General features: G+C 58.9%; 17 protein-coding genes and 2 tRNA genes. 5 read left to right on the top strand and 14 right to left on the bottom strand.

What is annotated here, in order from left to right:
• Positions 1-207 precede the first annotated feature (207 nt).
• Positions 208-498, top strand: coding sequence for a type II toxin-antitoxin system Phd/YefM family antitoxin (locus AB7M22_RS20500; RefSeq protein ID WP_454187620.1), 291 nt, complete (start codon positions 208-210; stop codon positions 496-498).
• Between the two features lie 223 nt (positions 499-721).
• Here the strand turns inward: AB7M22_RS20500 and AB7M22_RS20495 are convergent, their stop codons facing one another.
• The 4 genes from AB7M22_RS20495 to AB7M22_RS20480 all read right to left on the bottom strand — a co-directional run bounded on the left by AB7M22_RS20495 (position 722) and on the right by AB7M22_RS20480 (position 5,310).
• Positions 722-2,017: an AcvB/VirJ family lysyl-phosphatidylglycerol hydrolase gene (locus tag AB7M22_RS20495; protein WP_454187619.1), complete on the bottom strand. Its 1,296-nt coding sequence runs from the start codon at positions 2,015-2,017 to the stop codon at positions 722-724.
• Positions 2,017-4,659, bottom strand: coding sequence for a bifunctional lysylphosphatidylglycerol flippase/synthetase MprF (gene mprF, locus AB7M22_RS20490; protein WP_454187618.1), 2,643 nt, complete (start codon positions 4,657-4,659; stop codon positions 2,017-2,019). The genes AB7M22_RS20495 and mprF overlap by 1 nt, the downstream gene beginning before the upstream one ends.
• Positions 4,660-4,936: 277 nt before the next feature.
• A tRNA-Met gene (locus AB7M22_RS20485) sits at positions 4,937-5,013 on the bottom strand.
• Between the two features lie 220 nt (positions 5,014-5,233).
• Positions 5,234-5,310 (bottom strand) — tRNA-Met (locus AB7M22_RS20480).
• A 300-nt stretch (positions 5,311-5,610) separates the two neighbouring features.
• On the opposite strand from AB7M22_RS20480, the gene dinB reads away from it, so the two are divergent.
• A complete protein-coding gene (gene dinB / locus AB7M22_RS20475) occupies positions 5,611-6,672 on the top strand; it encodes a DNA polymerase IV (protein ID WP_201059867.1) in 1,062 nt (353 codons plus the stop codon).
• Positions 6,673-6,788: 116 nt separating this feature from the next.
• Here dinB and AB7M22_RS20470 read toward each other — a convergent pair whose 3' ends face one another.
• From AB7M22_RS20470 to AB7M22_RS20455, 4 genes are all read right to left on the bottom strand, one after another.
• Complete coding sequence (locus AB7M22_RS20470) at positions 6,789-7,742, bottom strand: hypothetical protein (protein ID WP_454187617.1); 954 nt, start codon at positions 7,740-7,742, stop codon at positions 6,789-6,791.
• Positions 7,743-7,759: 17 nt separating this feature from the next.
• The gene (locus tag AB7M22_RS20465) at positions 7,760-9,475 is read right to left on the bottom strand and encodes a proline--tRNA ligase (RefSeq protein WP_454187616.1); all 1,716 of its coding nucleotides are present in this window, start codon (positions 9,473-9,475) and stop codon (positions 7,760-7,762) included.
• 141 nt (positions 9,476-9,616) lie between these two features.
• Positions 9,617-11,176, bottom strand: coding sequence for an AmpG family muropeptide MFS transporter (locus AB7M22_RS20460; protein WP_454187615.1), 1,560 nt, complete (start codon positions 11,174-11,176; stop codon positions 9,617-9,619).
• Positions 11,177-11,220: 44 nt separating this feature from the next.
• Positions 11,221-11,601, bottom strand: a complete 381-nt coding sequence (locus AB7M22_RS20455; protein WP_448091985.1) for an MGMT family protein — start codon at positions 11,599-11,601, stop codon at positions 11,221-11,223.
• A gap of 138 nt (positions 11,602-11,739) precedes the next feature.
• On the opposite strand from AB7M22_RS20455, the gene AB7M22_RS20450 reads away from it, so the two are divergent.
• Complete coding sequence (locus AB7M22_RS20450; RefSeq protein WP_454187614.1) at positions 11,740-12,747, top strand: DUF481 domain-containing protein; 1,008 nt, start codon at positions 11,740-11,742, stop codon at positions 12,745-12,747.
• Positions 12,748-12,924: 177 nt separating this feature from the next.
• Here the strand turns inward: AB7M22_RS20450 and AB7M22_RS20445 are convergent, their stop codons facing one another.
• Positions 12,925-13,134, bottom strand: coding sequence for a cold-shock protein (locus tag AB7M22_RS20445; RefSeq protein ID WP_002554837.1), 210 nt, complete (start codon positions 13,132-13,134; stop codon positions 12,925-12,927).
• 354 nt (positions 13,135-13,488) lie between these two features.
• Between AB7M22_RS20445 and dcd the strand changes: the two genes are divergently transcribed.
• The gene (gene dcd / locus AB7M22_RS20440) at positions 13,489-14,055 is read left to right on the top strand and encodes a dCTP deaminase (RefSeq protein WP_007904652.1); all 567 of its coding nucleotides are present in this window, start codon (positions 13,489-13,491) and stop codon (positions 14,053-14,055) included.
• A gap of 107 nt (positions 14,056-14,162) precedes the next feature.
• Positions 14,163-14,372 carry a hypothetical protein gene (locus tag AB7M22_RS20435; RefSeq protein WP_454187613.1) on the top strand — a complete coding sequence of 70 codons (210 nt, stop codon included), beginning with the start codon at positions 14,163-14,165 and terminating at the stop codon, positions 14,370-14,372.
• A gap of 118 nt (positions 14,373-14,490) precedes the next feature.
• On the opposite strand, the gene AB7M22_RS20430 is transcribed toward AB7M22_RS20435, so the two are convergent.
• Genes AB7M22_RS20430 through AB7M22_RS20410 form a run of 5 tightly spaced genes read right to left on the bottom strand, consistent with a single transcriptional unit; the run spans position 14,491 to position 18,674 of the window.
• Entirely contained in the window at positions 14,491-15,255 is a 765-nt protein-coding gene (locus AB7M22_RS20430) for an ABC transporter ATP-binding protein (RefSeq protein ID WP_454187612.1), read from the bottom strand.
• Positions 15,256-15,268: 13 nt separating this feature from the next.
• The gene (locus AB7M22_RS20425) at positions 15,269-16,387 is read right to left on the bottom strand and encodes a succinylglutamate desuccinylase/aspartoacylase family protein (RefSeq protein WP_454187611.1); all 1,119 of its coding nucleotides are present in this window, start codon (positions 16,385-16,387) and stop codon (positions 15,269-15,271) included.
• A 12-nt stretch (positions 16,388-16,399) separates the two neighbouring features.
• A complete protein-coding gene (locus AB7M22_RS20420) occupies positions 16,400-17,110 on the bottom strand; it encodes an ABC transporter permease (RefSeq protein ID WP_008010109.1) in 711 nt (236 codons plus the stop codon).
• The gene (locus AB7M22_RS20415; protein WP_007904662.1) at positions 17,107-17,835 is read right to left on the bottom strand and encodes an ABC transporter permease; all 729 of its coding nucleotides are present in this window, start codon (positions 17,833-17,835) and stop codon (positions 17,107-17,109) included. The genes AB7M22_RS20420 and AB7M22_RS20415 overlap by 4 nt, the downstream gene beginning before the upstream one ends.
• Before the next feature lie 56 nt (positions 17,836-17,891).
• Positions 17,892-18,674: a transporter substrate-binding domain-containing protein gene (locus AB7M22_RS20410; RefSeq protein ID WP_008010107.1), complete on the bottom strand. Its 783-nt coding sequence runs from the start codon at positions 18,672-18,674 to the stop codon at positions 17,892-17,894.
• Positions 18,675-18,881: the final 207 nt, after the last annotated feature.

Raw genomic sequence — 18,881 nt, 5'->3', positions numbered from 1 at the left:
CGAGATTCGGATTTTGCCTACAAGGTCTGCGGGCGTCATCTGATATTGCGAGATCTTTTAGTAAACGAAACTAAACATGCCCGGTGAGCTTGAAAAACGCAGCTTGGTAAATTCGCGTTTTTTGCAGCTTGCTGTATGTCGAGTTCGACGCAATGCCATGCGTGGAGCTGTATGTTCAAATTTGCATGATTGTGAAGAGAGATAGGTATGACGGCATCATTAGAGCGTGCTGACCAAGCGATATCGATGCCTGCAATAGTCAGGGGCTTCAGTGCGAGACTCAAGGAAATCTCCAGCCGTGCCACTGAGCGCCTGGTCATTTTTAAAGATAATCGGCCAGCAGCTGTCATCATCAATGTCGATGTGTATCAGGAAATGATCGAGGAGCTTAAGGATCTTCGTGTTGAAGCAGCAGCTGGCGAGCGATTGATCTGTTTTGATCAGGCCAAGGCCGTTAGTCACGACGATATGCGGGCACGGTACGCCAGGAAAGACTAAGAACTCGCGGGCGGTAGACGCATCCGCACAGGCGATACGCCGATCCTGTGGGAGCGGGCTTGCCCGCGATGACGGCGGCAGATCCAACATTGATGTGGCAGACATACCGCCATCGCGGGCAAGCCCGCTCCCAGGAACCTGCGGTGCGGGTTAAATTGCGTACCTATGAAAAAGCCCCCGCAACCGTGAGGTATCGGGGGCTTTTTTGTGAGCGCGACTCAGATCACTCTTGAGCGGCCGTCTCTTTGGCTTGACGCTTCTCGATAGCATCCACCAACCGCTGCGCCAGTTTCGGGTAGTTCTCGTCGAAGTGGTGGCCGCCAGGCAGTTTCATCGCTTCGCCCACGGCGGTCTTGTCGGTGCAGCCGCTCTCGTCGACTTCTTCCTCACCGTAGATGCACACCACTTTCGCGGCGGGCAGCTTGGCCATTTCCGGGCCGGTGGCGGCTTCTTTGCCGGCGTTGCCGAGCCAGCCTTCGACTTCGATTTCGAAGCTGCCGGTGCGGGCGAAGGCCAGCAGGATGATTGCGTCGACCCGCTGCTGTTCGGCTTCCGGCAGGCGGTTGTAGATGGCGGGCAATACGTCGGCGCCGAATGAGTAGCCGGTCAGGATGAAGCGCTTGGTGCCCCATTTCTGCCGGTAATGCTGCATCAGTTCGGTCAGGTCCAGAGCGCTTTGTTCCGGGCTCTTGTGCTGCCAGTAGTAGCGCAGGGTGTCGATGCCGACCACCGGGTAGCCGATCTTGGCCATTTCGCCGGCCACATCACGGTCCAGGTCGCGCCAGCCACCGTCGCCGGAGAGGAACAGAGTGACGGTGTCCTTGGCCTGACCGGCCGGCACTTCAACGACTGGAATCTGCAGGCCGCCAGCGGCTTTATCGCCACCGACGAGAATTTTGCGCAGTTCATTGTTCAGCACTTGCGGCAGGTTGATGTCGTAGTCGCTGATGCTGGTTTCGGCATTGGGCTGGTCACGCACAAAGCCGGCGCTGGTGTCGTCCGGGTTGTCGTTCCAGGCCACCAGCCAGTGGCCGTGGGCGGCGCTTTTTGGCAGCAGGTGCGTGCAGCCGGGTTTTTCCAGGGCCAGGTCGACCGAAATGGCCTGGGCCTTGTCGTCTTTCTGCTCGGCCAGCCAGCGCCACGCCAGCACGGCGCCTGGGCCGATGCCGCTGACCAGGGTTGCCGGGCCTTTGAGTTGCCTGAGGCCTGCTTGCAGGGCGCGACCTTGCAGGATGCAGTCCTTGGGCAGGATCACCTGGACAATTTGCGCCGAGCCGCTGCGGCTCAGGGTCAGCAATTGTTTGTCGCTGAGCTTCTGCTCTTCATTGACCGCCACCAGCACCTGGGCGCGCGGCGTGTTGCCGGGGATGACGCGGGTCATCGCGGCGCCATCGGCCGGCGCCAGCCGTTCGAGGGTCGGTTCTGGCGCCGGGCGTTTCAGGTACCAGTAACCGCCACCGACAATCAGGGCCAGCACTACCAGTGTGGCCAGTACGTACCGCAGGGAGCGTTGAATCATCAGCGTTTCACCAATCCAGTCAAGCCGCCTGCAATCAGGGCGGCAGTGTCGGCCAGGGCAACCAGCGGATCGAGTCCGGCGGGCACGGCCATATAACGGGGTTCCCAGTCGGGCTGGAACTTGTCTTTGAAGCGGCGCAAACCTTGGAAGTTGTACAGCTGCTCACCACGGCGGAACACCATCGAGCCCAGGCGCTGGGTCAATGGTGCGCCGCGCCGGGGTTGTAACCCCGACAACGGCACCATGCCCAGGCTGAAGCGGGCGTATCCATGATTTTTATAATGTTGAATCAGGCCGACCATCATGAACTCCATGGTCAGCTTGGGGGCGTCGGGGTGCGCGCGCATCAGGTCGAGGCTGGCCAGATCATGACCGTAGGTCTCGAGCAGGTTGGCGAACGCCACCGGGCGCCCTTCGAAACGAATCACCGCGACACGGAAGTGCTTGAGGTAATCATCACTGAAACGCCCGAGCGAGAAACCTTTCTCGCGCACGTTCTTGCCGGTCAGCCAGGCGTCCGAAATAGCCTTGAGCTCATCCATCGGCGCTTGTCCCGGCTCATGGATTTCCAGCGACAGGCCATCACGGGTGCCGCGGTTCCAGGTGTAGCGCAGGTCCTTCATCTCTTTGCCCTTGGCTTCGAGATCAAAGCGGTGCAGATCGACCCGGGCTTCTTCGCCGAGCTTGATCGCGGTCAGGCCGATGTCCATGTAATACGGCAGGTTCTCGGCGCGCACTTGATAGAACACGGGGCGGGCGTGGTGGATATCGCAGAGGTCGCGGAACTGCCAGATCATTTCCGCCCGTTGCTGGGTCGGGCCGATCGGGTCATACAACGCCACCAGGCTGCGGCCACGGCGGGCGTACATCAGAAACGCCTCGTCGTTAGGGTGAAACAGCAGCGCCTTGTCACCGGTCAGGGCCAGGCCGCCATCCGGTTGGGACGAGGCCATGAGAATCTTTACCGCGCGGTCCAGCTCGTCGGGCGTTGGCAGATGGATCACCGGGCGCGCGGTGCGCAGCAGCCAGGTCAGGGACACCACCACCAGCAGGACCGCGGCGCCAAGCAACGAGCGCAAGCCACGCGGGGCATCGGCGTCGAGGGTGAACTGCCACCAGAGTTGATGGCTGTACGGAACATCCTGATAGGCGAACAGCAGCAACCAGATCGACGCGCCGAGTACGCACAGGCTGGCCACCAGATACAGCGGCGAAAACGGCACTTCGGTCAGGCGGCTGGGGCGATAGAACGAACGCCGGAAAACCCCCAGCAAACTCGCCGTCAGGGTCATCAGGCAAGCCTCTTCCCAGTCGAACCCTTTAAGCAGAGAGAGCAGGGCGCCGACCAACAACAGAATGGTGGTCAGCATCCACGCGGCTGACAGACGGCGACGCAGCCCCTGAGCCAACAGCAGGCAGAGCACGCCCACCAGGCTGGCGCCGAAGTGCGAGGCGTCGACCAGCCGATGTGGTATCAGAAAACCGATGTGTTCAAGGCGGGTATCGATCTCTGGCGTCACGCCGGAAAACAGCAGCACCACGCCGGACAGAAACACCAGCACCGCCAGAATAGGCGCGGCCAAACCAGATGCTGCACGCAGGGACTGGCGCGTCTGAAACAGGCGCTGGCCTTCGTTGATCAGCAGCAGTACGCAAGCCACCAGCAGCGGCAACACCACGTAGATCAGGCGGTAGAGCAGCAGGGCGGCGGCCAGTGGCGCGGCGCCGAGCTTGTCGGCGAAGGCGGCCAGCAAAATCGCTTCGAACACCCCGACACCGCCCGGTACATGGCTGAGCACGCCAGCGGCCAGGGCCAATAGATAGACCAGCAGGAATGCACCGAAGGGCGGCGCTTCCGGCAGCAACAGATAGAGCACCGTCGCGGCAGCGGCCACGTCCAGGGCGGTAATGACCAATTGCAGGAACGTCAGGCGACGACCCGGCAGGCGCAAGGTGCGGCGACCGACCTTGACCAGCAGGTTGTCGGGATAAGGCTGTTCCGGCAAGCGACGGCGATAGATACCGATGGCCAGTACTGTTGAGAGCAGCAGCACGGCCACTGCAATCGCACCCAGCAACGTCTCGGAGAAACCCAGGGCCACGGAGGCGGCGGGCAGGTTACTGAGGGTGGCGAGGGCGGCCAGGGGCGGCAGGGCGCAGCCGAGCGAGAGGCTGGCAAACAAGGTCATGTGCGCGACTTCCGAAGCCCCCACACCATGACGTGCATATAAACGGTAGCGAACCGAGCCGCCTGACAGCAGCGAAAGACCGATGGCATTGCCAATGGCAAACGCGGTGAAGCCGCCCAATGCCAATAATCGCGGGGCCAGCGTCACGCCGGCATAACGGCTGGCCGACCATTCGTAACCCAGCAGAATGATGAAGCCGATGACGGTCGCGCCGAGCGCGCCCAGCAATGCCGGTTTTGGCACTTCAAGGATCGAGTCGTGCAGCGCGTACAGATCGAGTTCGCTCAGCAGGTGACGACAGGCAATCAGCGCAATGGCGAACAACAGCAAAGTGACCGCCAGACCGATGGGCTGACGGTATTTGCTGATTCGATCCAGCAAGCGTAGACGCTCGGCTTTGATCGGTTGTGTCGCTGTGACGGTGTCTTGTGGATCAGACGAGTTGGCGCGCATCAATCACCTCTTGGATTGTGCGCGACAGGATGGAGGTATCCAGCCAAGTTACCAATCCCTGTAGAAAAAAATAATCACAAATATTAACGCCTCTCACCGGATGTGGGCGATGGCGCGTCATCAGTCGTAGAGGGTTCTGTCTGCGGTTCAGCCTGGGCTGAACTCACAGTCCGGCGATCCCGAACGGCTCACTGCACAGTGACAGATCATTGTTGCGAAAGGACTTTTTCAACAGATACAAAAAAGGCCACTCTTTCGAGTAGCCTTTTTTGATGTTTGGTTGCGGGAGCCGGATTTGAACCGACGACCTTCGGGTTATGAGCCCGACGAGCTACCAGACTGCTCCATCCCGCGTCTGTGTGGCGGCATTCTACAGGCGAACGCCGGAGTGTCAACCGTTAATCCCAGTATGGCTCAAATAAGTGTAAAACGACGGTGAACGGTCGCAGGGGAGACCTAAGTTTCGGAATCAGAACGATTTCTTGTTTCTGTGCCGAAAGGCATGGACCGCCGATTTTTATAAAACAGGCACGCACAAAAAAGGCCACTCTTTCGAGTAGCCTTTTTTGATGTTTGGTTGCGGGAGCCGGATTTGAACCGACGACCTTCGGGTTATGAGCCCGACGAGCTACCAGACTGCTCCATCCCGCGTCTGTGTGTCGGCATTCTACAGAGGATCGCAGGGCTGTCAACCTTCAATCTCGGTAAAACCTGTTCCTGTTCAATCGCTTAGGTGAAAAGATCAATGGCTTATCGGTCTGAAACGCAGGCAGGGCAAGGTTTGTGGCTCTATCGAGAGGGCTCTTTCGATTGAGAAAATAAATTCCTGTGTGCTTTTCCTACAGAGGAAAAAGAACATTCAGAGTACTGGTGCTATATACAGGTGTCAGTGAGATACTGCCGGTACGACTCACCAACACATCATTTCTTCGCCATGAACACCGCTTTTATATGACGCAGCGAAAAATCATCCACGTCGATTGTGACTGTTTCTACGCCGCCATCGAGATGCGTGACGACCCGCGCTTGGCCGGTAAGCCTTTGGCGGTGGGCGGCTCGGCGGATCGGCGTGGGGTGATTGCCACCTGTAACTATGAAGCGCGGGCTTATGGCGTACGCTCGGCCATGTCTTCCGGACATGCCTTGAAACTCTGTCCGGACCTGACCATCGTCAAGCCGCGCATGGATGCCTATCGAGAAGCATCGAAGGAAATTCATACGATCTTTCGCGATTACACCGACCTGATCGAGCCGCTTTCCCTGGATGAGGCCTACCTCGACGTGTCGGACAGCGCGCATTTTGGCGGCAGCGCCACGCGAATTGCCCAGGATATTCGCCGCCGTGTCTCCAACCAGTTGCACATCACCGTGTCAGCCGGCGTGGCGCCGAACAAGTTTCTCGCCAAGATTGCCAGCGACTGGAAGAAGCCTAATGGCCTGTTCGTGATCACCCCGGATCAGGTGGAAGACTTTGTCAGTGGTTTGCCGGTGAGCAAGCTGCACGGGGTTGGCAAAGTGACCGCCGACAAACTCGGCAGGCTCGGCATCGTCGATTGCTCGCATTTGCGCGAATGGGACAAGTTGGCGCTGGTGCGCGAATTCGGCAGCTTTGGCGAGCGGCTCTGGAGCCTGGCCCGTGGGATCGATGAGCGGTTGGTGCACAACGACAGTCGGCGGCAGTCGATCAGCGTTGAAAACACTTACGACGTGGACCTGCCGGATCTGGTGAGTTGTCTGGATAAATTGCCCGAGTTGCTGGAGTCCCTGAATGGCCGCATGGCGCGGATCGACAGCAGCTATCGACCGGGCAAGCCGTTCGTCAAAGTGAAATTTCATGATTTTACCCAGACCACTTTGGAGCAGGCCGGGGCGGGGCGGGATCTGGGGAGTTATCAGCTGCTGCTGACTCAGGCCTTTAACCGTGGTGGGAAACCGGTGCGGTTGTTGGGGATTGGGGTGAGGCTGGAGGATTTGCGGGGCGGGTTTGAGCAGATGGAGTTGTTTGAGCGGTAGGGGCAGGGTTTTGGTGCGGTGGTGTATGCAATGACGCCTTCGCGGGCAAGCCTCGCTCCTACAGGTATTGCATAATCCTTGTAGGAGCGAGGCTTGCCCGCGAAGCTTTTAGGCTTTTAGTTCGGCCCCGGATCCGCCACCAGTCGCCCGGCATCCTTGGTCAATGACTTGAGGAATTCGGCCTGCAACTCAGGGTCGTTGCGGGTCAGTTCGATCAGGCTCTGTTCCAGCTCGCTGGCTTCTTCTTCCAGACCCAGTTCCGACAGGCGTTTGACCCGGTGTACCCACTGGCTCACTTCGTCGTCTTCGAGGTCGTCGTAAATCAGCCCATGCGCTTCGAGCAGCTTGCCGCGCAAGTTGCTGCTGATTTCCAGGGACGAGTCGGTGTGCACATCGTCCTTGTTGTCCTCGACACTGATCTGCAGCTTGCCCAGATGATTGAGGTCATGTTCGGCGAACGGGCTATCCAGCAGGTTCAGGCGCAACACGCCGTTACGGTCGGTGCTCAGTTCGAAGGTGTTCTTGCCAGCCTTGACCTGCACCGGGCGCTCGCTCCACGGCAGGCTCGAGTACTCCGTGCGCTTGTCGCGCTGGACTTCGTCGATACCCGCCAGGTTCTGCTGTGCCCGACCATGAGACTGCGCGTTCATGAACGGGTTGAGCCCGGCGAAACCATAGCTGAGCCAGTCCTTCGTCACGCTGTCCGGCAGATTGCCGAGGGCGAACACGTTGACCACGTTCGCACCGACACCGGCCACCACGGCCACCGCGCCCAGCGGGATCTCGTAGACCTCCCGCCAGGGTTGGTAAGGCGTATAGCGATCATAGTGACGCGTGACTTCGAACTCGGTGACTTCGAAGGTCTTCTGCTCGTGGATTTTCACCCGACGTTGCGGCAGCTCAAGCACCTTGGGCTCACCAACATCGATCTGCAGGCTGTGATCGAGCAATTTGCGCTCGACCCGTTCCTCGTGCTCGCTGCGTTGTGACATCTGATTGGCACAGCCGCTGACCAGCAGCGCGCCGCACAAGGCGGCGCTACCGAGGCCTAAGGTGTTTCGCTTGAACATGACGTCTCTATCTGGTGTCAGCGGCGGATACGGGTCTGGAGGAAAGACAACACGTCAGCGACCGGCAGCGCTTGCGCCTCGGCCTCTGTACGGCTCTTGTATTCCAGATTGCCGTCGGCGAGGCCGCGGTCACTGACCACGATCCGGTGTGGAATGCCGATCAGCTCCATGTCCGCGAACTTGATGCCCGGGCTGGTTTTCTTGTCGCGGTCGTCCAGCAGTACTTCGAAGCCGGCGGCAGTCAGTTCTGCGTAGAGCTTGTCGGTGGCTTCGCGAACCTGTTCGGTTTCGTAGCGCAGCGGAACCAGGGCAACCTGGAACGGAGCCAGAGCGTCGCTCCAGATAATCCCGTTCTGGTCGTTGTTCTGTTCGATGGCGGCAGCCACCACGCGGGACACGCCAATGCCGTAGCAGCCCATTTCCAGGGTGACTGGCTTGCCGTTCTCGCCCAGCACTTCGCACTTCATCGCTTTGCTGTACTTGTTGCCCAGCTGGAAGATGTGCCCGACTTCGATGCCGCGCTTGATTTCCAGGGTGCCTTTGCCGTCAGGGCTCGGATCACCGGCCACGACGTTGCGCAGGTCGGCAACGGTCGGAACCGGCAGATCACGCTCCCAGTTCACGCCGAAGTAGTGCTTGTCGTCGATGTTGGCACCGATGCCGAAGTCGCTCATCAGCTCGACGGAACGGTCGATGATGATCGGCAGAGGCAGGTTCAACGGGCCGAGGGAACCGGCGCCGGCGCCAATGGCGTCGCGCAGTTCAGCTTCGGAAGCCATGACCAGCGGGCTGGCAACGCCAGGCTGGTTGGCGGCCTTGATTTCGTTCAGCTCGTGGTCGCCACGGATGATCAGGGCAATCAGTTTGCCTTGCTCTTCAGCGTGCACCACCAGGGTCTTGATGGTCTTTTCGATCGGCAGATTGAAGCCTTCGACCAGTTGCGCAATGGTCTTGGCGTTCGGCGTGTCGACCAGGCGCAGCTCTTCGACAGGTGCGGCACGAGAGGTTTCGCGCGGTACGGCTTCGGCCTTCTCAATGTTCGCCGCGTAGTCGGAACCGTTGCTGAAGACGATGTCGTCTTCACCGGATTCGGCCAGTACGTGGAATTCGTGGGAGCCGGCGCCACCGATCGAGCCGTTGTCGGCTTCAACCGGACGGAATTTCAGGCCCAGGCGGGTGAACACGTTGCAGTACGCCTGATGCATGCGGTCGTAGGTGATCTGCAGCGAAGGCTGATCAGCGTGGAACGAATAGGCGTCCTTCATGATGAACTCGCGGCCGCGCATCAAACCGAAGCGTGGGCGGATTTCGTCACGGAATTTGGTCTGGATCTGATACAGGTTGATCGGCAGCTGTTTGTAGCTGCTCAATTCGTTGCGCATCAGGTCGGTGATGACTTCTTCGTGAGTCGGGCCGGCACAGAAATCGCGACCGTGGCGATCCTTGAAGCGCAGCAATTCAGGGCCGTATTCTTCCCAGCGACCGGATTCCTGCCACAACTCAGCCGGTTGCGTGCTCGGCATCAACACTTCGAGAGAGCCGGCGGCGTTCATTTCTTCACGCACGATGGCTTCAACCTTGCGCATCACTCGCAAGCCCATGGGCAGCCAGGTGTACAGGCCCGAGGCGAGTTTGCGGATCATGCCGGCGCGCAGCATCAGCTGATGGCTGATGACGACCGCGTCGGAAGGCGTTTCTTTCTGTGTGGCGAGCAAAAATTGACTGGTGCGCATGGTTGGCCGTTGTCGGTTGCTGATGACGAGAAATGACGGAACATTGTACGGGCGAGATCTGCTGGCGTACAGGAGTGCGGCCGGCTGTGTGGCAGGAGGGCGAGAATCTGCGCCCTCTGCGATGCTTCCTGCGTAAAGAGCCTACGATTCTTCCGCGACCTGGGTCTGAACCGGCTCCGGCGTCGCTGTCGGACCTGCGCGGCGGTTCTCCTGGAACCAGTGCAAGGCGATTAACAGCAAGGTCGGAACACCCAGCAGGGCGGTGATCAGGAAGAAGTTGTGATAGCCGAATTTTTCCACCATGACCCCTGAATAGCCGCCGATCAGGCGGGGCAGCAGGAGCATGATCGAGCTGAGCAGGGCGTACTGGGTGGCGGAGAACTTGAGATTGGTCAGGCTCGACAAGTAAGCGACGAACGCCGAAGTCGCCAGGCCCGAGCTGAAGTTATCCAGCGAGATGGTGACGATCAGCATCTGCAGATTGGCGCCCATGTCCGTGAGCATCAGGAATAGCAGATTGGTGGCTGCCGACGTAACGCCGCCGATGAACAGGATGGGCAGAATGCCGAAGCGCACGATCAGCAGGCCGCCCATGCCGGCGCCGACCAGCGTCATGATCAGGCCGAATATCTTGCTGACGCTGGCAATCTGATCCTTGGTGAACCCCTGGTCGATGTAGAACACGTTGGCCATCACGCCCATGACCGTATCGGACATCCGATAGGTGGCGATCAGCCCGAGCAGCAGCAGGGCTTGCCAGCGGTAACGCAGGATGAAGTCGTTGACCGGCGTCAGCACCGGGGCCAGGCCACGGCGGCCCATAGCCGACAAGCACAGGCCGGTAAGCGTGATATAGAGGATCGCCCGCAGGAACGCTCGGTCTTCGAGCAGCAGGTCGAGCACGCTGACGCCGTTGAACAGTACGCTGGCGAAGTCAGTGTTGTAGAGCTGGGTGAACATGGCCGGTACGGACACCAGCAGCACGATCAGCACGAACACCGACGCCAATTGGTGCACAAAGCTGTAGCGTCCGGCCTGCAATTGAGTACGCAGGGGCACCGGCGGTTCGCGCATGAACAGGGTGGTCAGCAGTGCCGGGACCATCAAGACGCCGAACAGCACGTAGGTGCCGGTCCACGCCGCATGCTTATAGTTGAAACCGGTGGAGCCGAAGCCTTCGGCGAAGAACAGTGCACCGGCCGTCGCCAGCAGGGCCGCGACCCGATAACCGGCCATGTAGCTGGCCGCCAGCGCGGCTTGGCGGGTTTCGTCGGCGATTTCCAGGCGATAAGCATCGACGGCGATGTCTTGCGTCGCCGAGGCGAAGGCGACCACCACGGCAATCGCGATCAGCCAGGACAGGTGCTTTTGCGGGTCGCAGAAACCCATGCCGATCAGGCCGAGGATCACCAGAGCCTGGGCCAGCACCAGCCAGGAGCGTCGTCGGCCGAGCTTGCCGAGCAATGGCAGGCGCCATTGGTCGAGCAGCGGGGACCAGACCCACTTAAAGGCATAGGCCAGGCCGATCAGGCTTGCATAGCCGATGGTTTCGCGGGCAACACCTGCCTCGCGCAGCCAGACTGAAAGCGTCGAAAACACCAGCATGTAAGGCAGGCCGGCGGCGAAACCAAGCAGCAACAGCACGAGCGTTGAGGGGCTGGCATAGGCGGCGAGCGCGGCGCGCCAGGTTTTACGGGGCATGGGCTGGAGTCTGCCTCAAGGATTACGGAAACAAAGCGCGCACTCTAACCGCTGTGCTCTACCGGGCGCCACCCATGGCGCTGAATATCAACACGATTGTTCAGGATACTGATGCCTTCCATGCGCAATCGGGCCCGTTGTTCATCCCCCGAAGGGCTGCCCACGGGCAGGCTGATCCGACCGCCGGCACCCAGCACGCGGTGCCAGGGTAGTTTGGTGTCGCCGGGCAATTGGCTCAGTGTTCGCCCGACCCAGCGGGCAGCGCGACCCAGCCCGGCCAGCTCGGCGAGCTGGCCATAGCTCACGACTTTGCCCTCGGGCACTTGTGCCAGGGTCAGGTAGAGCGCCGTGCGTCGGATTTGCGCCGCGCTTTCGGTTTCAGCGGTTGAGTCGGTCACGTCCGGGCTTCCTGAAAAAATGCGCATTGACCGTCTGTAGAGTAAATCCTGGATTGCCCATTGAGAAATGAACTCAATAGAAAAAGTCGGGTCAGTCCTTGTCATGGCCTTATTCGTAAGGATAATGCCGACTTTTTTTCGCAAAGTTGAGCCTTCGATTCGCTTATGTTGTCCAGAACCTTGCTGTGCCTCGCTGTCGCCAGTGCTTCCACTCCCTTGCTTGCCGATACCGTCTGGTTGAAGAACGGTGACAAATTGAGCGGCAAAATCACCGTCTTCGATGGTGGCAAGCTGCTGATTCAGACCGAGTACGCTGGCGCGGTCCCGATCGACTGGAAGCAGGTCAAAACCCTGGAAAGTGATCAGCAGCTATTGGTCAAACAGGATGCGTACACCGGAGAGAAGGCCAAGTCCCTGCACGCGGCAGAGGACGGCAAGGTCACCCTGGCCAACGGCGATGGCCCCAAGACCGTGGAGCTGGCCAGTATCCAGCAGATGCTCAAGCCCAAGCCGGTGGTTGAGGATTTGGTGTGGAAGGGTAATGTCGACATGGCACTGGATTACCAGCGCGCAGAAAAAGACACTGATGATTATGACGTTGGTTTCAAAACCACCGCGCGTCATGGTCGCTGGCGTCACACGGCGGAAGGTGAGTACAACCGCGAGTTCCAGGATGACGTCGTCACCACTGACAACTGGCGTGCCGAGTATTCTCTCGACCGATTCCTCACCGAGAAGTGGTTCTGGCAAGGGCGTTTGAATTACAAGCGCGACAAGGTCGAAGAGCTCTCCCGTCAGCGCACCGTCGGTACCGGCCCTGGTTATCAATTCTGGGATAACGAACTGGGCGCCTTTTCCTTGGGCTCGCTGGTCAACCGTACGGATTATGAGTTCTCGGACGGCAGCAAGAAAAACTTCTATTCCCTGGCTATGAAGTGGGATTACAACCGTTACCTGATCGGCAAGAAGGTGGAGTTCTTCACCAATGGCGAAGTTGGCAAGCCGTTGTCAGGCGTAGCTGATTACGCACTCGATGCCGAAATGGGCTTGCGCTACAAAGTGACCGATTGGGCATCGCTTAACCTGAAGGCCGAACGTGACATTATCAGCGGTACTGACGATGCGGACCTGAGCAAGACCCGTTACACGGCGGGTTTTGGCGTAGCCTGGTAATACTGAAAGATCAAAAGATCGCAGCCTCGCTTCGCTCGACAGTTCCTACAGAGATCGCATGTCACCGTAGGAGCTGTCGAGCGAAGCGAGGCTGCGATTTTTTTTGCCATGCAAAACAGGCAGGCACAAAAAAGCCCCGCTTTTGAGGGCGGGGCTTTTTACTAAAGCAAGTACAAGTTAGATAACTTGAACTTCTTCAGCTTGCATGCCTTTCTGACCGCGGGTAGCGATGAAAGAAACCTGTTGGCCTTCTTTCAGGCTTTTGAAGCCGTCGGATTGGATAGCTTTGAAGTGAACGAACAGGTCGTCACCGGATTGTGGAGTGATGAAGCCGAAGCCTTTTTCATCGTTGAACCACTTAACGGTACCGGTTTGGCGATTAGACATGGTGTAACTCCTTGAACAAAGATAACTGCGACGCAGGAAGAACCCTGGCCGAGACTGAGTGCAAAGAGCAGGAAAAATTCTTGTAGATGGTTGGATCGAAATTCAACATATCGTGTAGAGATTCTCAGTGACACAAGCAGCACAGTGGCGCCACCTTAACCCTTTTTCCGGAACGTGCCAATGGTTCTTGCGAAGGTTTCTCTGTTTTCATGACTGACGGTGCATCGAATAGCGGTGAAGGCCCGGAATTCACGGGGGATCGTCGAGAATTGTCTCCCGGACTTTGAACCCGGAGCGCCTGCCCGGTAAGATGCCGGACAGAATTTTTCCACCTCGCTATTCAGGACACCCGCCATGAGCATCAAATCGGACAAGTGGATTCGCCGCATGGCGCAGGAACACGGCATGATCGAGCCTTTCGTCGAGCGCCAGGTGCGCGGTAGCGACGATAGCCGTGTGATCTCCTACGGCGTGTCCAGCTACGGCTACGATGTGCGTTGCACCAATCACTTCAAGGTGTTTACCAACATCAATTCGGCGATCGTCGACCCGAAAAACTTCGATGCGGGCAGCTTCGTCGACATCCACAGCGACGTGTGCATCATTCCGCCGAACTCCTTCGCTCTGGCCAGCACCGTCGAATACTTCCGCATCCCGCGTAACGTATTGACCATTTGCCTGGGTAAAAGCACCTACGCGCGTTGCGGCATCATCGTCAACGTCACGCCGCTCGAGCCTGAGTGGGAAGGTCACGTGACCCTGGAGTTCTCCAACACCACCAATCTGCCGGCGAAAATCTACGCGAACGAAGGCGTGGCGCAGATGTTGTTCCTTGAGTCGGACGAAGAGTGCGAAGTCTCCTACAAGGACCGTGGCGGCAAGTACCAGGGCCAGCGTGGCGTGACCCTGCCGCGTACCTGAGTCAGCCGTCTGACAAACCGTTGGAATTCCTGAGCGGGCGTACACTCTATGGAATGTACTGTTCCGATTCGCGCAAGGCGGATCGGGCCATCGCTCAGGAGTGCTTCATGAAGATCGATCCGCGAATAAGTGCCGAACTGGCAAGGCTTGAGCCCAATCAGGTTGGCCTGCTGGCCTGGTCCTTGTTGGCACATCCGCCAGTCAGCACGGCAGGGGGCATCCCCGGCCAGCCTGATCCAGATACTCCCAACGAACAACCGACAGAACCCGGAGAGCCCACTCTTCCGGATGAGCCGCCTCCTGCGCCTGTGGTCTGACTCCCTGTAGGAGCTGCCGAAGGCTGCGATCTTTTGATCTTGAAAATCAACATCAAAAGATCGCAGCCTTCGGCAGCTCCTACGGTGATCCGTAGCAGTGGGCGAAACCTGTGATTTTTTACTTGAGGTTGCCGCTGAGGAACTGCTTCAACCGTTCACTCTTCGGATTACCCAACACATCTTCCGGCGAACCTTCTTCTTCCACCAGCCCCTGATGCAGGAACAGCACCTGGCTCGATACCTTGCGAGCAAAGCTCATTTCGTGGGTGACCATGATCATGGTCCGGCCTTCTTCGGCCAGGCCCTGGATCACCTTGAGCACTTCGCCGACCAGTTCCGGGTCGAGTGCCGAGGTCGGTTCGTCGAACAGCATGACTTCCGGTTCCATGGCCAGTGCGCGGGCAATGGCTACCCGTTGTTGCTGACCGCCCGAAAGGAACGCCGGGTACTGATCCGCCACGCGGGCCGCCAGGCCAACCTTGTCGAGGTAACGTCGGGCACGGTCTTCGGCCTCTTGCTTGCTGCAACCGAGTACCCGGCGCGGGGCCATGGTGATGTTTTCCAGCACCGTCATGTGGCTCCACAGGTTGAAGTGCTGGAACACCATGGCCAGGCGGGTGCGAATCCGCTGCAGTTCATCTGCATCGGCCACGCGCATGCCGTGACGGTCATGGATCATGCGGATCGTTTGGCCGTCCAGGCTCATGGCGCCGTCGTTGGGTTGCTCGAGAAAGTTGATGCAGCGCAAAAAGGTGCTTTTGCCTGAGCCGCTGGCGCCGATCAGGCTGATGACGTCGCCGGTTTTGGCCTTGAGCGAAACGCCTTTGAGCACCTGATGATCGCCATAGCTTTTATGCAGGCCTTCAATGGTCAATTTGTACATGGGACATGCATCCTCAAGGCGAAAGTAGGTAGCCGCTGCGATAGGCTTCGGTGCCCGCGACGTGGGCGATCACCATGCCGGCAGTGGCCATGCGCCGCAGCGAACGGGCGTACATCAGCCCGGCGGCGGTGCAATGAACAGGAGTGACGCGATCAATGATCGGATCGATGACTTCGGCGATCAGTTGCCCGGCTTCCAGGTATTCCCCGGGCAGGGCCGTGAACACCAGCAGTCCGCCCACGGGTGTCGCCACCGGTTCGACACCGGCCAGCGGCGTGGCCGGGTAGGGCAGGTCGGGTAATGGCGCCGGCTCACCGGCAATCGCGCCGAAATGAATCAGATAATCGATCAACGCCTGACAGTCGAGGCTGGCCAGCGGGTGATTGACGTCACCCTGGCCGCGTAATTCGACAGTGACTGAAAAACTGCCTGGCGGAATCTCGAACTGCTCGCCGAAGCGCTCTTTCAACTGCCACCAGAGCAGGGTGAAGCATTCGTCGAACGACTGGCCACCCGAGTCGGTGGCCAGCAGGCTGGCTTCGGAGCCGATGTAGCGCGCCAGCGGCTCGACCTGCGGCCAGGCCTCGGGCGTGGTGTAAAGGTGCGCCACGGCTTCGAAATCGCAATGCAGGTCCAGCACCATGTCCGCATCGCAGGCCAGCCGTTGCAGGGTCAGGCGCTGGGATTGCAGTTGAGTGCCTGCGGTTTGCCGCGCCAACGCCTTGCGCAGGCTGTCGCGGATCAATTCGAGGTTACGTTGCGGATCGTCGCCGAGCAGGCCTTCGATCTCGTTGCCGACTTCTTCACTCAAGTCGACGAACCAGCGATTGAAGTTCTGCCCGCTTTCCAGCTCGTAGCGGCCCAGTGGAACGTCCATCAACACTTGTTCCAGGCCGACCGGGTTGGCCACGGGCACCAGCACGATTTCGCTGCGCAGCCGGCCGGCGGCTTCCAGCTCCGCCAGACGTTGCTTGAGGTGCCAGGCCACCAACATGCCGGGCAATTCGTCGGCATGCAGGGAGGACTGGATGTAAATCTTGCCTTTGGCCGACGGCGGGCCGAAGTGGAAGCTGTGAATCTGTCGCACGGTCCCCGGCAGCGGGGCCAGCAGGTCATGAATCTGGTGGCGCATGTACGAGTTGTCCTAGTGAGTCGGCCCGAGGAAGGCCAGCCATCGGCGTTCGGCGAGACGGAACAGGCCGACCAGCGCAAAGGTAACGGTCAGGTAGATCAGCGCGGCAATGCCGAACGACTGGAATGTCAGGAAGGTCGCAGAGTTCGCATCGCGAGCGACTTTCAATACATCCGGGATGGTCGCGGTGAACGCCACGGTGGTCGAGTGCAGCATCAGGATCACTTCGTTGCTGTAATAAGGCAACGAGCGACGCAGGGCTGACGGCATGATCACGTAGGCGTAGAGCTTCCAGCCTGACAGGCCGTAAGCCTTGGCCGCTTCGATTTCCCCATGAGGCAGGCTGCGAATCGCCCCGGCGAAGATCTCCGTGGTGTAGGCGCAGGTGTTCAGGGCGAAGGCCAGGATCGTGCAGTTCATCGCATCGCGAAAGAACGCATCGAGGACCGGCTGGGCGCGCACGGCCGCCAGGCTGTAGATACCGGTGTAGCAAATCAGCAGCTGGATATACAGCGGCGTACCCCGGAACAGGTAGACGTAAAACTGCACTGGCCAGCGGATGTAGATCCTGGACGAAACCCTGGCGATGGACAGCGGGATCGACGCCAGAAAGCCGATGAAGATCGAAGCACTGAGCAGCCACATGGTCATGGCCAGGCCGGTGATGTTGTAACCGTCGGTATAAAGGAAGGGTTTCCAGTATTCCTGCAAGAGTTCGATCATCGTACGGCCTCCCGGGAGCCGGCGGCGTAGCGGCGTTCGAGCCAGCGCAGGACGACGTTGGAGGCGCTGGTGATCACCAGGTAAATCAATGCTGCCAGCACCAGGAAGTAGAACAGTTGATAGGTGCTTTTACCGGCGTCCTGCGCGGCTTTGACCAGGTCGGCGAGGCCGATGATCGAGACCAGCGCGGTGGCCTTGAGCATCACCATCCAGTTGTTGCCGATACCCGGCAGGGCGAAGCGCATCATTTGCGGGAACACCACGAAACGAAAACGCTGGCCGCGTTTGAGGCCGTAGGCGGTGGCGGCTTCGACCTGGCCCCGTGGCACGGCGAGGATGGCCCCGCGAAACGTTTCGGTGAAGTACGCACCATAAATGAAGCCCAGGGTGATGACCCCGGCGCTGAACGGGTTGATCTCGATGTATTCCCATTCCATGAAGTCGGTAAACGAAGTCAGCCAGGTTTGCAGGCTGTAGAAGATCAGCAGCATCAGCACCAGGTCGGGCACCCCACGAATCAGCGTGGTGTAGAGCTGGGCCGGAACACGTACCAGTTTGACTTTTGACAGCTTGGCACTGGCGCCCAGCAAGCCGAGCAATACGGCCACCAACAGCGACAACACCGATAATTTGATGGTCATCCAGGTGCCTTCCATCAGCAACGGACCGAAGCCCTGAAGGCTGAAGGCTGAGAGCCCCAGGTTTTGTAATAGGTTTTCGAACATAAATCAGCAACCTGATCGGGTGAAGAAAGCGCCCATCGCGAGATGGGCGCCGGGCATTATTTGCCGCTGTACAGATTCAGATCGCCAAAGTGTTTCTTCTGAATGGTGGCGTAGGTGCCATCGTCGTGTAACGCTTTGATACCTTTATCCAAAAGTGCCTTGAGGTCTTTGTTACCTTTCGAGATACCGATCGCTGTTTTGGCAGGCAGCAATTCGCTGTCGACTGGCTTGCTGACTTCGTAATCGGTGCCTTTTGGCGACTTCAAGAAGCCCAGTTCGGCTTGCAGCATGTCCTGGATCGCTGCGTCGAGACGGCCGGAAGTCAGGTCGGAATACACCTGATCCTGGTTCTGATAGGCCTGGGTTTTCACGCCAGCCTTGTCCAGCACGGCCTTGGCGTACGCTTCCTGGATGGTGCCTTGCTCGTAACCGACGGTTTTACCCTTCAGTGAAGCGACGTCTTCGCTCAGGCCGGAACCTTTCTTGAACACGTAAGCGGTTGGGCCGGAGAACAGCTCGCTGGAGAAGTCGATGACTTTTTCGCGGGCCGGGGTGACGGTCATCGAAGAGATCACACCGTCGAATTTATTGGCTTTCAAGCCCGGAATCATGCCGTCAAAATCGCTTTCGACCCATTTGCACTTGACCTTCAGCTCAGCGCAAATTGCATTGCCCAGGTCGATGTCGAAGCCTACCAGGCTGCCGTCGGCTGCTTTGGACTCGAACGGCGCGTAAGAAGGGTCAACGCCAAAACGCAATTCTTTGTATTCCTTGGCCAGCGCGGAGCCGGCAGCCATGCACAACGCCAGTGCAGAAAGGGTCAGCAATGCTTTTTTCATTATTCAATCCCTAAGAACCAATATGAGCGCTTGTGGCGCAGAAGTACTGTTACTGGAAAGCGTCAGACCTATTAAAAGTAGCAATTTCCGAACCAGAGTCCCGAACAAGCGTTTAAAAGGTAATACAAGAAGTGGCAAAGCGCGATTTATGCACGGAAACGGGCATCGCCAGATTCCTGCGCCAGGGTGGTGCTGAATGTGGGGAGA

It is taken from the genome of Pseudomonas sp. ADAK2 TE3594 (assembly GCF_053628675.1).
This window is presented reverse-complemented; position numbering and strand designations above follow the sequence as displayed.

Bases quoted from the DNA above. Each gene is read 5' to 3' on its own strand.
- AB7M22_RS20500 (WP_454187620.1), top strand. From the start codon at position 208: ATGACGGCATCATTAGAGCGTGCTGACCAAGCGATATCGATGCCTGCA.
- AB7M22_RS20495 (WP_454187619.1), bottom strand. From the start codon at position 2,017: ATGATTCAACGCTCCCTGCGGTACGTACTGGCCACACTGGTAGTGCTG.
- mprF (WP_454187618.1), bottom strand. From the start codon at position 4,659: ATGCGCGCCAACTCGTCTGATCCACAAGACACCGTCACAGCGACACAA.
- dinB (WP_201059867.1), top strand. From the start codon at position 5,611: ATGACGCAGCGAAAAATCATCCACGTCGATTGTGACTGTTTCTACGCC.
- AB7M22_RS20470 (WP_454187617.1), bottom strand. From the start codon at position 7,742: ATGTTCAAGCGAAACACCTTAGGCCTCGGTAGCGCCGCCTTGTGCGGC.
- AB7M22_RS20465 (WP_454187616.1), bottom strand. From the start codon at position 9,475: ATGCGCACCAGTCAATTTTTGCTCGCCACACAGAAAGAAACGCCTTCC.
- AB7M22_RS20460 (WP_454187615.1), bottom strand. From the start codon at position 11,176: ATGCCCCGTAAAACCTGGCGCGCCGCGCTCGCCGCCTATGCCAGCCCC.
- AB7M22_RS20455 (WP_448091985.1), bottom strand. From the start codon at position 11,601: ATGCGCATTTTTTCAGGAAGCCCGGACGTGACCGACTCAACCGCTGAA.
- AB7M22_RS20450 (WP_454187614.1), top strand. From the start codon at position 11,740: ATGTTGTCCAGAACCTTGCTGTGCCTCGCTGTCGCCAGTGCTTCCACT.
- AB7M22_RS20445 (WP_002554837.1), bottom strand. From the start codon at position 13,134: ATGTCTAATCGCCAAACCGGTACCGTTAAGTGGTTCAACGATGAAAAA.
- dcd (WP_007904652.1), top strand. From the start codon at position 13,489: ATGAGCATCAAATCGGACAAGTGGATTCGCCGCATGGCGCAGGAACAC.
- AB7M22_RS20435 (WP_454187613.1), top strand. From the start codon at position 14,163: ATGAAGATCGATCCGCGAATAAGTGCCGAACTGGCAAGGCTTGAGCCC.
- AB7M22_RS20430 (WP_454187612.1), bottom strand. From the start codon at position 15,255: ATGTACAAATTGACCATTGAAGGCCTGCATAAAAGCTATGGCGATCAT.
- AB7M22_RS20425 (WP_454187611.1), bottom strand. From the start codon at position 16,387: ATGCGCCACCAGATTCATGACCTGCTGGCCCCGCTGCCGGGGACCGTG.
- AB7M22_RS20420 (WP_008010109.1), bottom strand. From the start codon at position 17,110: ATGATCGAACTCTTGCAGGAATACTGGAAACCCTTCCTTTATACCGAC.
- AB7M22_RS20415 (WP_007904662.1), bottom strand. From the start codon at position 17,835: ATGTTCGAAAACCTATTACAAAACCTGGGGCTCTCAGCCTTCAGCCTT.
- AB7M22_RS20410 (WP_008010107.1), bottom strand. From the start codon at position 18,674: ATGAAAAAAGCATTGCTGACCCTTTCTGCACTGGCGTTGTGCATGGCT.